Annotated in this window: 9 protein-coding genes; 4 read left to right on the top strand and 5 right to left on the bottom strand. The window is 41.4% G+C overall.

The features are described 5' to 3' along the window. Positions 1 to 13: 13 nt before the first annotated feature. Entirely contained in the window at positions 14 to 3121 is a 3108-nt protein-coding gene (locus ACFOSV_RS10895; RefSeq protein WP_377906046.1) for a SusC/RagA family TonB-linked outer membrane protein, read from the bottom strand. 498 nt (positions 3122 to 3619) lie between these two features. Further along, a complete protein-coding gene (locus ACFOSV_RS10890; RefSeq protein WP_377906045.1) occupies positions 3620 to 5782 on the bottom strand; it encodes a glutamine synthetase III family protein in 2163 nt (720 codons plus the stop codon). A gap of 234 nt (positions 5783 to 6016) precedes the next feature. Between ACFOSV_RS10890 and mtaB the strand changes: the two genes are divergently transcribed. From mtaB to ACFOSV_RS10875, 3 genes are all read left to right on the top strand, one after another. Further along, positions 6017 to 7336 (top strand): tRNA (N(6)-L-threonylcarbamoyladenosine(37)-C(2))-methylthiotransferase MtaB, encoded by a 1320-nt coding sequence (gene mtaB, locus ACFOSV_RS10885; protein WP_377906044.1) that lies wholly within the window; start codon positions 6017 to 6019, stop codon positions 7334 to 7336. 84 nt (positions 7337 to 7420) lie between these two features. Further along, a complete protein-coding gene (locus tag ACFOSV_RS10880) occupies positions 7421 to 9436 on the top strand; it encodes an alpha-amylase family glycosyl hydrolase (RefSeq protein ID WP_377906043.1) in 2016 nt (671 codons plus the stop codon). A gap of 147 nt (positions 9437 to 9583) precedes the next feature. Then, positions 9584 to 10225, top strand: coding sequence for a DUF3667 domain-containing protein (locus ACFOSV_RS10875; protein WP_377906042.1), 642 nt, complete (start codon positions 9584 to 9586; stop codon positions 10223 to 10225). A gap of 34 nt (positions 10226 to 10259) precedes the next feature. Here the strand turns inward: ACFOSV_RS10875 and ACFOSV_RS10870 are convergent, their stop codons facing one another. Beyond that, positions 10260 to 11342: an acyl-CoA dehydrogenase gene (locus ACFOSV_RS10870; RefSeq protein ID WP_377906041.1), complete on the bottom strand. Its 1083-nt coding sequence runs from the start codon at positions 11340 to 11342 to the stop codon at positions 10260 to 10262. Positions 11343 to 11461: 119 nt separating this feature from the next. Between ACFOSV_RS10870 and ACFOSV_RS10865 the strand changes: the two genes are divergently transcribed. Then, positions 11462 to 11815, top strand: coding sequence for a DUF805 domain-containing protein (locus ACFOSV_RS10865; RefSeq protein ID WP_377906040.1), 354 nt, complete (start codon positions 11462 to 11464; stop codon positions 11813 to 11815). 52 nt (positions 11816 to 11867) lie between these two features. On the opposite strand, the gene ACFOSV_RS10860 is transcribed toward ACFOSV_RS10865, so the two are convergent. Both ACFOSV_RS10860 and ACFOSV_RS10855 read right to left on the bottom strand, forming a co-directional pair. Next, positions 11868 to 13160: a prolyl oligopeptidase family serine peptidase gene (locus tag ACFOSV_RS10860; protein ID WP_377906039.1), complete on the bottom strand. Its 1293-nt coding sequence runs from the start codon at positions 13158 to 13160 to the stop codon at positions 11868 to 11870. 82 nt (positions 13161 to 13242) lie between these two features. Next, complete coding sequence (locus tag ACFOSV_RS10855; RefSeq protein ID WP_377906038.1) at positions 13243 to 14934, bottom strand: GMC oxidoreductase; 1692 nt, start codon at positions 14932 to 14934, stop codon at positions 13243 to 13245. Positions 14935 to 14990: the final 56 nt, after the last annotated feature.

Here is a 14990-nt window from a genome sequence, read left to right as displayed (position 1 = left end):
TTAAACCTTCAGATTAGAAGTTCGCTGACAAATTAAATCCGAAACTTCTATTTGCTGGAACAGCGAAGAATTCCAAACCTTGAGAATTTCCTGAAGTAGAATAAGCCGCTTCTGGATCCAGGTTAGGAACATTAGACCACAATAAAGCCAAGTTTCTACCCACAAGAGATAGTGACAAAGACTCAAACGGTGTACGCTCAATAAATGATCTTGGGAAAGTATAGCCTAATGAGAATTCTCTCAGCTTACCAAAACTAGCGTCATAAACTACATTTTCAGTAACTCTGGCATAATTTACCCAGTACTGATCTATATCTTCAGCTGGAATAGTCCAAGTATTAGGTGTGCCTTCTGGAGTCACGCCTGTGACAGTTAAGCTTCCATCACGACCAATAAGAGTGTTCTCATGCAATCCCTGAGTGTATGCAAAATAATTAGTACCGGACATCATGGATCCACCAGCTCTAAAGTCAATCAAGAACATTAAATTAATCCCCTTGTAGGAGAAATTATTATTCAAACCACCTGAAGTAGGATGACGTCCTCTAGCAATGGTTTCATAACCTGGGGTAGTTACTGGAAAACCTTGGTCATTGTAAACCTTCTGACCATCGATTGTCTGATGTTTGAATCCAGTAATCATACCTAGCTCTTCACCTACAATATGAGCGATTCTTTCTCTCCTTACTCGAGATTCATCTAAGTTAATCAACTCAATTGGCTCACCTGCCGCATTCACACCAAGACTAAGCACCTCGGAAACGTTATGGGCAAAATTGAAGGAAACATCCCATCTGAAATCACCAGAAACTATAGGAGTGACATTTAATAAGAATTCAATTCCCTTGTTTTGAAGCTCACCGATATTCACCGTAGTAGAGCCAAAACCAGATGTCGCAGAAATACCTGTATTCAAGATATCGTCAGTGGTCTTTCTATCATAATAAGCAAAATCAAGTCCCACTCGATTATCAAAGAATCTGAAATCAGCACCAATTTCTACCTCTGTCGTGATGTAAGGAGACAGAGTAGAGTTAGGGATCGAGCCATTTCTAATAGTACCCAAGTTACCACCCAAGTGCCCTGAACCAACGAGGCCGTAGTTAAGGTTAAGCTGATAAGGTGTTGGACCTCCACCACCTACTTGTGCCCATCCACCTCTAAGCTTCATGAAAGTCACAAAATCTGGCATTTCTACCATATCACTTATCACTGCACTCAAAGATGCACCTGGGTATAATACTTTGAAATCATCAGGAGATAAGGTAGAGAATGCATCTTCACGACCTGAAAGGTTCAAGAAGATCATATTCTTATACCCAATATTCACAGATGCAAAGTAGGAATTCACTCCTTGCTCTGAGAATCCATATCTATATTGAGGAGCAGCTACATTAGTTACCGAGTGAAAGAAAGGTACTACAAGGTCGTTACCTCCACCTCCGGTGCTTTCAAAAGTGTTTCGTCGAATGTTACCTCCTATGAAACCGTCCAGATTGAAATCTCCGAAAGCCTTGTCAAAACCGATAAATAAATCAGCGTTATTCTCTCGAATAGTTCTCAAAGTTGTATTATAATCACCTAATGGCTTAAAGGCGGTTCCATAAGCGGTGTAAGAGAAATCATCTCTAGTTTGGAAATCAGTTCCATATCTACCTTGGATATATAACCAATCAGTGAAATCATAACGAAGGGACATGTTTCCGAAAATACGATCCGTATTATCTTCTCTACCCCACTGATGTGCAGTCCAATATGGATTGGTCTGGAAGACATTACCCTGATATCTCAATTCTTGTCCGTCTGGTCTAGCACCAAGCTTATTAGGATCTCCTCTCATCACATCAAGCGGAATATTACCTGGCTTTAAGGTCATTGAGAAATTCGCATTTCCTGGAGAATCTGAAAGTCTTGGTCTATTCTTTACAGTCTGCTTGGAATACTGACCAGATACAGCCAACGTGAATTTACCTTGCTTCGAATTCACATTGATGTTTACCACATTTCTATCAAAACCAGAATTTGGTAGTACATCTTCATTCATGAGGTTTGAATATGAAAATCTGTAAGTCGTTTTCGCATCACCTCCGAAAAGTGCAACAGAATTGTTCCAGGTGGTTCCTGTACGGTAGAAATCATTAAAGTCTTCTCCTGTAAAAGCATATGGGCGTTGCTCGCCATCAAACTGAAGCGAATTAGCACCATCATATCTGTCTCCCCATCCGTTTGTAGCAAAATTCAAGGCATCATCTATTGTACCAGGTCTTTCACCATCTTGTCCTGGACCATAAATGCGTTGAAATTCTGTAAAATCTTGCACTCGGTCCATGGTGAAGTTAGAGTTAATGGCAACACCAATTCCTTTTTTCTCCGCCCCTCCTTTAGTTGTGATTAGAATCACACCATTAGCGGCTCTAGAACCATAAAGCGCTGCTGCGGTAGCACCCTTCAAAACAGAAATACTCTCGATATCATCCGCATTGATGGCAGAAAGCCCATCACCTGAGTCATTACCTCCCCACATACCGGCGTTACCAAGGTTTCCTGATTCAATGGGAATACCGTTGACCACGTACAATGGTTGATCGTTACCTCCAAGAGATGAACCACCACGAATAACTACTCTCGTCGATCCACCGGCACCAGTGGCTGGCGGGGTTACATTCACACCAGCAACTTTACCTGTCAAGGCATTACCAACGTTAATAGCCCGTGACTCCGTAAATTTGTCTCCATCCAATTGAGTAACAGAGTAGCCAAGCGCTTTTTTGTCTCGCTCCATACCGAAAGAAGTAACCACAAATTCACTCAATTCACTTGCAGTTTCGTTAAGAGTCACGTTCAACTCAGTAAGATTACCTACGGTAAACTCTTGACTTTCAAATCCAATAAATGAAAACACCAAGACGGTGCTAGCATCTACAGAAATGGAATACTGACCATCCACATCTGTGGTGGTACCACTTTGCTTGTTTTTATCCAGGATCGTCACTCCCGGCATAGGCAGTCCGTCGGTCGAAGCCGTCACGGTCCCCTTCAGCACCCTAGTCTGGGCATATGCCCCAAAGGACAAACTTGCCATCAGAACCAGAGCAAAAGCAATTGTAAAAACTTTTCTCATAGCTGATAATAAAAGGTTAGAAATAAATTGATTTGGTTTTCCGAATCCCCGGAATGGGTACTTAAATAATTTAGTAGATGTTTTGCCATTCTAGTTGTTTGGTCAAAATTAAAAAACACTTATCTAAAGCACTTGGAAATTAGAGTTCTAAAGAAGTACTGACTGCAAAAACCCAACTTCACAGATGGTTTAATTACTAAAGCTAAAAAATGAAAACTCTTTTCAAAAAGGATTCGCCTATTTTTTTTAATAAATTTCACCCTCTTATCTAATTTTTTTAAAAAAGTAATGATTCCTTTAGGTTTTATTTCTAATTACAACCTTCATAAGCTTCATTTTTTTGTAGAGCAAGTTCATATTTCAGTCAACCAAAATTTTTTCCAAATTACCTTGATGCTGATCATTTGGCACAACACAATGGAACCTTAAGTCACTATAAACGTCTGGTCAAAAAAAAGCCATCCGATCGGATGGCTTTAGAATTAGGAAAAGATTAGACTATCGAATAAATAGCATCTCTCTGTACTTCACAAGTGGCCAAGACTCATCGTCCACCAAAAGCTCTAGCTTATCAACAGCATATCTGATTTTCTCGAAATACCCTTCTTTTACTTTGGACTGATAGCCCTTCGCTTTCTTCACAATATCATCTTCAGAATTCAATTTCTTTCTTGCCTCAGTCATTGCGGTGATATTGGTTTTCAAAGACTCAATATGCTTAGACACCTCTTTTATCGTCTCCACTGCAGCAGAATTATCCAAGCCAAGACCTTTCAGACCATTAGCATTTTGGATCAACTTGTTCTGGTATAGAATCGCAGTAGGAATTATGTGATTCAATCCCAAATCACCCATTACTCTACTCTCGATCTGCACCTTCATGATGAAGTTTTCAAGCATGATCTCATGACGTGCATGAAGCTCGATCTCATTCATGACACCATGTCTCTCAAATAATTCTTTGACTGACTTCTCCTTGTAAACATCCAAGGCCTCAGGAGTAGATTTTAAGTTAGATAAGCCTCTTTTCTTTGCTTCAGCCGCCCACTCCTCAGAGTAGCCATCACCTTCAAATCGAACCTTTTTGCTCTCTTTAATATACTTTCTCAGTACATCGACGATTGCGATTTTCTTCTCCTTACCTTTTGCAAGTTCCTTCTCGATATCGGCTGCCATGGTCTTCAAGGTATCAGCCACAATCACGTTCAATGCGGTCATTGGTCCTGCCACGTTGGCCTGAGAACCTACTGCTCTAAACTCAAACTTATTTCCAGTGAAGGCAAAAGGAGACGTTCTATTTCGATCGGTGTTATCTAGTATAATCTCAGGAATCTTGGAGATCCCTAGTTTCATATACATGTTGTCACCTTTTTCGATCTTGATATTTCCGTTTTTCTCAAGTTCATCAAGGACGTCGGTAAGTGTAGCTCCAAGGAAGGTAGAGATGATTGCCGGTGGTGCCTCATTGGCACCGAGTCTGTAGTCATTTCCTGCAGAAGCAATGCTTGCTCTCAATAAATCTGCATGATCATGTACTGCTTTGATGGTACCCACGAAGAAGGTCAAAAACTGAAGATTTTCTCTAGCAGAATTGCTAGGCTGGAACAGATTTACCCCAGTGTCTGTAATCAATGACCAGTTGTTGTGCTTACCGCTACCATTCAATCCAGCGAAAGGCTTCTCATGAAGAAGTACTTTTAGATCGTGCTTTTCAGCGACTTTTTCCATCACATCCATCAAAAGCTGATTGTGATCGGTAGCCTTGTTAATTTCTTCAAAAAGTGGTGCCACTTCAAATTGACCTGGTGCCACCTCATTGTGTCTAGTGGAAACTGGAATTCCTAACTTCAATGCTTCGATCTCAAATTCGACCATAAAGTCTTTCACTCTTGTAGGGATACTTCCAAAGTAATGATCGTCAAGCTGCTGACCACGAGCAGGATTGTGTCCGTACACCGTTCTACCGGCCATTACCAAATCTGGTCGCGCTGAGTAAAGAGCTTTGTCAATCACAAAATACTCTTGCTCCACACCCAGAGAAGGCTGAACCTTGCGCACATTTCGATCAAACATTTGGCAAATCTGTACTGCTGCCTCATTCACTGCATCGATAGATCTCAGCAAAGGAGTTTTGTAATCAAGCGCTTCCCCAGTATAGGAAACGAAGATCGTTGGAATACAAAGTGTGTTTTCGAAGATAAAAATCGGAGAAGTTGGGTCCCAAGCAGTATATCCTCTCGCTTCAAAAGTAGATCGAATCCCACCATTTGGGAAAGATGACGCATCTGGCTCTTGCTGAACAAGGGCAGAACCTTTAAATTTCTCCAGGCCTGCTAGCGCATCAAAAAATGAATCGTGCTTCTCAGCTGTGGATCCAGTAAGCGGCTGAAACCAGTGGGTATAGTGCGTGACACCTTTAGAAAGTGCCCAAGTTTTGATAGCAGAAGCCACCTCTTCCGCAGTGGAAGGATCGATTTTGCTCCCTTTATTGGTCGCTTCCATCACCTTCTTAAATACGGATGGAGCTAATGATTCCTTCATCTGAGCCGTACTGAACGTATTGACGCCAAAGTAGTCTGAGATTTTGTGAGATGGTGGAGTTGCGGTAATTCGCTTTCGCCCTTGCACCATGGATAAGGCTTGCTGTCTTAATGTTGCCATTGCTACAAATTGTGGTTTAAAATTATACCTACAAAAATAGAAAAATACTGGATTGAAACACGATTTGATCCAAATTTGAAGTGAAATTTCTAAAATTTTATATGTTTTGATGATTTTTTGATAAAAAAAGACCCTCCTCATTAAAAATTGAGGCAATTTGATAAAATGAGATCCTAAATAAAAATCCCCAAGGTTTCCTTAACTTTGGGCCTTTATAAATTAGGACAAGAAGAAGTGAAGAAGGTAGCATTCTATACATTGGGCTGTAAGCTGAATTTCTCCGAGACTTCTACTATTAGTAGACAGTTTGAGGAGAAAGGATTCCAAAAGGTGGCTTTCGAGGAAAACCCTGACATATTCATTATCAACACCTGCTCGGTTACCGAAAATGCAGACAAAAAGTGTAAGAAAATAGTCAAAGAGGCCAAGAAAATCTCCCCGAATTCCTATGTCACTATTATAGGATGCTATGCTCAATTAAAACCTCGTGAGATTTCTGAGATTCCAGGTGTGGATGCAGTCCTTGGCGCAGCGGAGAAATTTCGATTGATCGAACTGCTAGATGATTTCGCAAAGGAACAAGAAGTCAAGGTGCTTGCTTCAGAAATTCAGGAAGCCACCGACTTCAACAATGCCTATTCCATTAACGACCGAACGCGCACTTTCTTAAAGGTGCAAGATGGATGCAACTACGGTTGTGCTTTTTGTACTATCCCTCTTGCGAGAGGGAAAAGTCGAAGCAATACAGTAGCCTCCGTTCTTGAGTCCGCCAAAGAAATCGGCAACACTGAGGTAAAAGAAGTGGTTTTGACCGGGGTGAATATTGGAGACTTCGGCATAGTCGAAGGAAAGAGAAATGAGCGGTTTGAGGATCTTGTTCGAGCCATTGATGAAGTAGAGGGTATCGAGCGAATCCGAATCTCTTCCATTGAGCCAAACCTACTAACCAATGAAATCATAGCTTTTGCTGCCGATTCCAAGCGATTTGTGCCTCACTTCCATGTCCCGCTACAATCAGGTTCGAATACCATTCTGCGTAAAATGGGTAGACGATACCTACGCGAACTTTATGAGGATCGGGTAAATAAGATTAAAACTCTCATGCCTCAGGCCTGCATCGGAGTGGATGTAATTGTGGGATTTCCAGGTGAAACGGACGAACTTTTTCTAGAGACCTACCAGTTTCTAAATGAACTAGATATCTCCTATCTGCATGTATTCACCTACTCAGAGCGAGCAAATACAAGAGCTGCTGAAATGAATGAGGTAGTCCCCATGAAAAAGCGAAGTGAGCGCTCCAAAATGCTCCGTATTCTTTCTGAAAAGAAAAGAAGAAAGTTTTATGAGGAGAATCTTGGGAAAACCTTCACGGTTCTTTTCGAAGATGATGTTCAGGATGGCAAAATTCACGGCTTTACCGAAAACTATATTCGAGTGGCAGCCAAGTATGATCCTATGCTAGTCAATGAGCTAAAGTTGGTCACTTTGGACCAAATCGATGATCAAGGAAATGTGGAGGTACGGGAGCCGGAGTTTGTATATGAAAAACACTAAGATGTATTTTTTGTCAAAGCCCTGTGTTTTAAAGTAAATTCCTCGTCTTTTTTCCTAAATTCAATTCAGGAAAAATGACTTTTTGTGAAAGAAAAACCCCTATTGACCCTAATCAAGGATGAGGAATGGCTAAGGCCTTATGCTAGCCAAATTGAGGCTCGGCATTCCCGTTTTCTAGATGCTCAAAAGCAGATCAATCACCAATTTGGAAGTTTGGTTGAGTTTGCACAAAATCATCGTTATTTCGGAATTCATTACGAGCCATGGCGAAAAGGCTGGATCTATCGGGAATGGGCTCCTGGTGCGAAGCAACTTTTCCTAATGGGGGAATTCAATTGGTGGGATCGGTATAGTCATCCTTTGAAAAAAAATCCAAGAGGTTATTGGGAGATTTTCCTTTCCGAAACTGAATACAAACACACATTTACACACGGATCTAAGGTCAAGGTTCACATCATTGGAGCCAATGACGTCGCACTAGATCGTATTCCAGCTTACATCACGCGGGTCATTCAAGATGAAGAGTCACACGATTTTGCTGGGCAGCTTTGGTTTGCTGAAGCGTACGAATGGAATGATCAAGACTTTTCACCTCGAAAACTTTTCAAAGAACCCTGCATTTACGAATGCCATATTGGGATGGCTCAGGAAAAACTGGGTGTAGGAACATACAAAGAGTTTGAAAAAAATATTCTTCCTAGAATTGCGAAGGCAGGATACAATACTATTCAAATGATGGCCATCATGGAGCATCCATATTATGGCTCATTTGGCTACCATGTTTCCAATTTTTTCGCTCCCACCTCACGTTTTGGGACACCCGAAGATTTAAAGTCCCTGATCGATACTGCACATCAAATGGGTATAGCCGTAGTGATGGATATCGTACATTCTCATGCGGTAAAAAATGTCAATGAGGGACTCAATGAATTTGACGGGACCCCTGATCAATATTTTCATCCTGGAGAAAAAGGCCATCACGAGGGCTGGGACTCTAAGCTTTTCAATTACGGTAAGCAGGAGGTTCAGCAATTTCTCCTTTCCAATATCAGTTACTGGCTTGAAGAATTCCATTTCGACGGATTTCGTTTTGACGGAGTCACTTCGATGATTTATGAGCACCATGGACACCAGAGCTTTGGTGACGCTGCGGCTTATTTTGATGATGGAGTGGCTGAAGACGCCTTGCTTTACTTGCAGCTCGCAAATACCCTGATTCATCAAATCAAGCCCGATGCAATATCCATCGCAGAAGAGGTCAGCGGCATGCCGGGCCTATGTCGAGAGATTAAAGATGGCGGAATAGGTTTTGATTTTAGGCTGGCCATGGGAATCCCAGATTATTGGATCAAAACCTTAAAGCACAAGCTCGATGAGCAGTGGGATATGTTTGAGCTTTGGCACGAACTTACCAATCGCCCGAAAAAAGAAAAGTCCATCGCCTATGCAGAGAGCCATGATCAGGCCTTGGTGGGAGACAAGTCAATTGCTTTTTGGCTGATGGACAAAGAAATGTACACCAGCATGTCTGTACTGCAGGAGAGTCTCGTGGTGGATCGAGGAGTGGCCATTCATAAACTGATCCGAATGATTACCATTAGCTTGGGTGGTGAGGGATATTTGAATTTTATTGGCAATGAGTTTGGCCATCCCGAATGGGTTGATTTTCCCAGAAAGGGAAATGACTGGAGCTATCAATATGCCAGAAGACAATGGTCACTGGTGGATGAGCCCTTACTAAGGTACAGTCAGCTTTTCGCATGGGATCAGGCCATGATCAAACTGGTCAAAGACTATCACCTGTTGGAGTCAGCACATGCAACACAACTCCATCTAGACGCAGATAAGAAAATACTGGCCTTTGAGCGAGCTGGCTTGATTTTCGTTTTTTCGTTCAACCCTAATGAATCGCTGTTTGGATTTGAAATCACAATGCCAAAGGCTGGAAATTATCAGATTATTTTGGATAGTGATGAAAAAAGATTTGGTGGATTTGAAAGGCTCGATAGTCGGATCAGTTATAAAACGGATAAAAAAAATAAAGTAAGCCTTTACATTCCTAATCGGACTATGCTAGTGCTGAAGAAAAAAGGAGATTAGACAACCAGTCATATTATTATAATGACTTGATATAAAGATTGAATCCACCTAATGAATTGTAAAAATTGCCAAAATGAGTTTACTGGAAATTACTGCAACCAATGCGGTCAAAGCTCAAGGGTTAGGAGATTAGATTTTCAATTTTTGATGGATCAGATTTGGGATGGCATCTTCCAGATCAATAGAGGCTTTTTCTACACAGCCAAAGAACTTTCCTTAAGGCCAGGTACTACCATCAGGCACATCCTTGAGGGTCATAGAGTTCAGCACTTCAAACCACTATCATTTCTGATTCTTTGCACCACGATTTATGTTTTGGCAAACTATCTCCTCGGTCACGATACGTTTCTGAATGATTTTTTTGTTGGGTTCCAAAGCGGAGCGGAAGAAAACGAAAAACAAACTTCACAAAGTGAAATTTTCGAATGGATTGGCAATAATCAAGTTTACTCTTATTTGATCTTAATCCCAATATTTTCAATTGCCTCATTTCTTGGTTTTCACAAATCGGGATATAATTATGTGGAGCACTTGGTGATCAATCTATATATCGGAGGGATTCAAATGTTGATTTACTTCCTTTTCAGCCTTATTGTCCACATCCATAGTGACCTTGTTACCATTCCTTTACTTTTAGGCTTTGCCTTTAATATTTGGAGCTATTTTCAGATTTTCCAAAACCTAAGCACTACTCGCAAGATTCTGTTGCTTTTTCTGACCTACCTCTTTTACGCACTCTTGTTTACAGGTCTATTTACCTTCGTGTTGCTTTTTACTATCGAGAAATAGCATCGAAATTTAAAATCGCAATTGTCCACTAGTCTTAGGAAAATGGAAAAGTCAATAAAGAATGCTGACTCACCGTATTGAAGTCCCTCCAAACACGGTTCAGTTCTGTGTCGGTTTTGGCTGCGTGTAAGCCCCCAAATGGAAAAAGTTTTGCATTCGACTCTCGGCAAGTTTGAACTAGCCTTCGACTGACTTGACTCACGTTTTTCAACTTCTCATCAAAGAGCTCGCCATGATTAACTAATTCATTCCAGGCAGATTGCACCACTTCATAAAACTCCATTTTTAGCAACTTGATTCTATTGTTTTCAGCGGAAAATACTTGGTCAAAATAGTCCAGCTGATCTTCCCTGAACGTACCATGCTGCTTTCTAACATCAAAGCTTTCCTTTATTAGTTCCTGAAAATGACGTGTGATACCAAGGATATTTACTGCCAAAGTTACCTCAGCAAACTGAAGAAAGGGAAACTGATAAATGGGATCGTCCAACTTGGCTTTCTCAGGTGAAATTTCGAAACATCGATTGATCGGGATATTCAGATTTTCCACCTTGAAAGCATGACTTCCAGTCGCAATCATCCCCATGTATTTCCAGCTATCTAAAATCTCAATTTCGGAGGCAGCAAGAATGAAAGCCTTTACTACTGCTTTACCAGATGAGTCTAAAACAGGAATTCCATTTTCCAACATTTCACAATTGGCTGTAAAATGAGTGGCATGTAAGGCTCCAGAGGCATGAGTCCAGCTTCCATGGATATGATAATAATTTTCGATCTTATTGGCTTTGCCACCTACAAATCCACTTCCCGCAAGACAGACTTTTGGATCTTGAAACACCTCCTCGCGCAGCTGATCTCCCATAAAGCCAACAAACCATCCTGCACCAGCGCATAAGGTGGTCGTCCATCCCAAACTACCGTCTATGAAAGCAAGTTCTTCCTCGATTTTCAGCGCTGGGATTAGCTCCATTCCCAAACCTCCATAAACTTCGGGTACAAAAAGTTTGAAAAATTTCTGGTAATAAAGAGCGTCCAACCATTCCTCGCAAAGACTACCCTTTCGCTCTGACTTTTTAGAAAATGTAGAATCCAAAAATAACTGAGAAGGCTCAATCATAAGATAAAGTTTAGATTTATAGGGCTACTTTTTAGGATTATGATAGAGTTCATTTGGTGCCAAAACCTGCTAATTTTGATAAATTTCAAACATTTCTCCTTTTGACGAGTTATATAGTTATGACTAACTTTCTTAAACCCGAGGGAAGAATAACAAGAAGAAAATACCTCACCCTTTTTATGGTGTTTTACTTTACTAATATTTTGAGCTTAATGATGATGTGGCAATCTTATCATCGTCAAGCTTGGGCGATTTTCTTTTCGTTTTCAATAATCCTCATAGCATCTATCATTATTTTACTTATTCAAGCCATCAAGCGATTCCATGATATTGGAATGGATTGGAAATATTCTTTATACCTTTTGATCCCACCACCAGTGAATTTTATAGGATTCATATGGCTAGCAGCTGCTAACGGTCAGCCAGGCAAAAATGAATACGGTCCTGATCCGCGAAAGACTGACTTGGTATAGTAAATCAGAAATAGGAACAAATGTTATTCAAAGCCGGAGAGTCCGGCTTTTTTTATTTGGTTCGCTGGGCAGCCATCCACTCCATGATAGTCACTGGCCTACCATCTAGCATTACTGGAGATCCATCTAGGTCAGTTCGGGCTAAATTGGCATGCGAGTAAATCCATGACCAATGGCCATTGTAATGATAATCCTCTCCTCCATAAAAGCCTGTAATGTCAGTCACATGATCATAAAAGGTAAAATGGACATTCTTGGCACCAGCAGCCATAAGCCGATTGTAGAATGGAACTACGGTTTGATCGGGCTTGGTAACTCCGTCATCCTTAGAATGAACAAACCAAATTGGGACATTTTTTATGCTTTTCACCATGTCGTCCGTAACAAATTCATTGTGGTAAGCCAGAGCGCTGATATAACCTGCCGCAAAATAATTGGGATGCTCAAAGATCAATTTTAGGGACATATAGCCTCCATTAGAGCATCCACCTACATAGATTCTCGAAGGGTCTACTTGTGGATTCTTAGACACATAATCCTCAATCAGAGCAAATAGAGCTTTATGATAAATATCTTCGGTTTGACCACGAGTCATTCCATCTGTAGCCTGCATCCAAAAAGTTGGTGCTTGAGGCACTAAAACATGAGCCCCTTCTCCAAATAGCATTTGAATCTCTGGGGAGGCATAATTAAAAGCTTTGTTTCCCATTAAGGCAATCGTTGGGTCTGATCCACCTTCTCCTCCACCATGTAGCCAGATAATTAAAGGAGCCTTCTTGGATAAGTTTTTTGGAGAAAAAGAGGCAAATGGCAGCGTGATATCCTCATGGGTAAACTTTCCATTCAGATCAAAGTCATCTACAATAGGTCGGGTTCTACCAGCCTCTTCTGTCCAAGTGGCCCCAGATCGAGCGTCGACGACTGTCACCGCATAGTCTATCCATGTATTGCTACTTCTATTTCCCATGCGCAAATACTGAATGGCAGACCCCAAAGGATCGACTGGACTTACAGCCAGAACTAGCGTAGCATGATTACCTTCCGCTACTCTATTTCCTTTTTCATCTGAGGGATAAGCATAGACTATTGGACGCTTTCCCGAAGTTTGATTTTCAGGAATTTCTCCAAGTTTACTGCTGCGTTTTACAAAGACCTCGAACTGAGATGCATTAACTTGATTAGTCACCTCATCCAACCCAATCACAATTTTATTCACTGCAGGTCCCCAGTCAAATCCCTCTATAATCAAATGGTAACTCCCAGGTGAAAGAGGTTTGATATCTGAGGCTTGTAGCCAAAAAGGGGTTAGACAAATGAGTAGTATGTTCAGTAATTTAGTTTTCATAGGATTACCTTGTTTGATGATTTTCAAATCTTAAAATGCAAAAAATCAGGTTAAACCACCTGATTTTTACTCCAGCGGTCAATCAGGCGATTTCTCCCCTTTTCAATTGCTTTACAGCATAATCAACTGCTCTAGCAGTCAATGCCATAAAGGTGAGCGAAGGGTTTTGTACGCCAGTTGAAGTCATTGAGGCACCATCCGTCACAAAGACATTGGGTGCGTGATGCAGCTGATTATTTCCATTCAGCATGGATGTTTTTGGATCCTTACCCATCCTCACTCCTCCCATTTCATGAATATCGAGGCCTGGGTTTTGGCCGCTATCCGAAGTCCTAATATTTGTACAGCCAGCTGCAGCTAGCATTTCTTGACCTTGAGCATAAAAGTCAGCCAGCATCTTTTCATCATTTTCATCATAGCCTACATCTATTTTCAGCAAAGGCATGTCCCATTCATCCTTTTGATCTGCACTCAAGCTTACTTGATTAGATTCTTTTGGGACAGTTTCTCCTTGCATCATCATCCACACCTGCCAAGGTCCGGGGACAGTATTTGCCTCTTTAAATTCCTTACCCAAAGGCACATCCAAGGCATGCCCAGCGCCAGGCCTAGCCGCATTAAAAAAAGGCATATATCCACCCTGAAAATCCATATCCTGCTTTTTCACATTTCGGAAATTGGGCATCATCATGGTTGTAGGTCTTCGGCCAAAGTAGTATCCATCTTCGAAACCCTCGAAACTTGCTCCCATAGAGCCACGATAATTATGAAACGCCACATATTTCCCCAAAACACCCGAGTCATTCCCCAATCCATTTGGAAATCGGCTAGAGGTGCTATTAAGTAAAATCAGGTTGGTATTAAGCGTGGCTGCATTCAAGAAAATGAACTTCGCAAAGTATTCCCTTGCTTCCTTGGTGATTCGGTCAATGACCCGAACTCCAGTCACTTTTTCCTTTTCCGTATCCCAAATCAATGAATGCACCACAGAGTCAGGTCTTAAGGTAAGATTTCCTGTCTTTGCCGCATAAGGTAAAGTCCCTGAATTACTACTGAAATATCCTCCGAATGGACAGCCACGATAACATTGATTTCGTGCCATACATTGGCCTCTTCCTTGGGCCAAATGAATTTCCTTTGGCTTGGTCAAATGCGCACAGCGACCTCCAATTGGGTCACGATCTGGATAGGCTTCCTTGATTCTTTTTTGCAGCTCTTTTTCAACACAGTTTAATTCCCAAGCAGGCAAAAACTCCCCATCGGGAAGTGTTTCTAAGCCATCATAATTACCTGAAATCCCCACAAATCTTTCCACATGGCTATACCAAGGTGCTAGATCTTGATAAGAAATGGGCCATTCGATCGCGTAGCCATCTCTGGCAGGCCTTTCAAACTCATACCTGCTCCAACGCTGGGTTTGCCTCGCCCAAATTAAGGACTTCCCTCCCACTTGGTATCCACGAATCCAATCAAATGGCTTGTCTTGTACATAGGGGTGTTCGGAGTCTTTTACAAAAAAATGCTGAGTATCTTCTTTAAACGCATAGCACCGTGACACCACAGGCTCTGCCTGTTTTTGTGCTATTGGAATTTGATTCCGATGTGGCATTTCCCAAGGTGCGGAAGTCATGGTAGGATAATCCTTCAAATGCTGAACATCCCTCCCTCGCTCTAAAACCAAGGTTTTCAACCCTTTTTCACAAAATTCCTTAGCAGCCCACCCGCCGCTGATACCTGACCCAATCACAATAGCGTCGTATTGATGTGTATTCATATTTGAAAAATAGGGCTTTGATAGGAGACTTTCATAAAAAAATTAAAAAAGGATAA

The sequence above is a fragment of the Algoriphagus namhaensis genome, assembly GCF_042649705.1.
In the GTDB taxonomy this organism is placed as follows: domain Bacteria; phylum Bacteroidota; class Bacteroidia; order Cytophagales; family Cyclobacteriaceae; genus Algoriphagus; species Algoriphagus namhaensis.
The sequence above is the reverse complement of the archived record's forward strand: the minus strand, read 5'-3'. Positions and strand labels throughout refer to the sequence as shown.

Excerpts from the sequence above, each read along its gene's own strand:
- ACFOSV_RS10855 (WP_377906038.1), bottom strand. The coding sequence starts at position 14,934 with ATGAATACACATCAATACGACGCTATTGTGATTGGGTCAGGTATCAGC.
- ACFOSV_RS10870 (WP_377906041.1), bottom strand. The coding sequence starts at position 11,342 with ATGATTGAGCCTTCTCAGTTATTTTTGGATTCTACATTTTCTAAAAAG.
- ACFOSV_RS10895 (WP_377906046.1), bottom strand. The coding sequence starts at position 3,121 with ATGAGAAAAGTTTTTACAATTGCTTTTGCTCTGGTTCTGATGGCAAGT.
- ACFOSV_RS10865 (WP_377906040.1), top strand. The coding sequence starts at position 11,462 with ATGACTAACTTTCTTAAACCCGAGGGAAGAATAACAAGAAGAAAATAC.
- ACFOSV_RS10890 (WP_377906045.1), bottom strand. The coding sequence starts at position 5,782 with ATGGCAACATTAAGACAGCAAGCCTTATCCATGGTGCAAGGGCGAAAG.
- ACFOSV_RS10875 (WP_377906042.1), top strand. The coding sequence starts at position 9,584 with ATGGATCAGATTTGGGATGGCATCTTCCAGATCAATAGAGGCTTTTTC.
- ACFOSV_RS10860 (WP_377906039.1), bottom strand. The coding sequence starts at position 13,160 with ATGAAAACTAAATTACTGAACATACTACTCATTTGTCTAACCCCTTTT.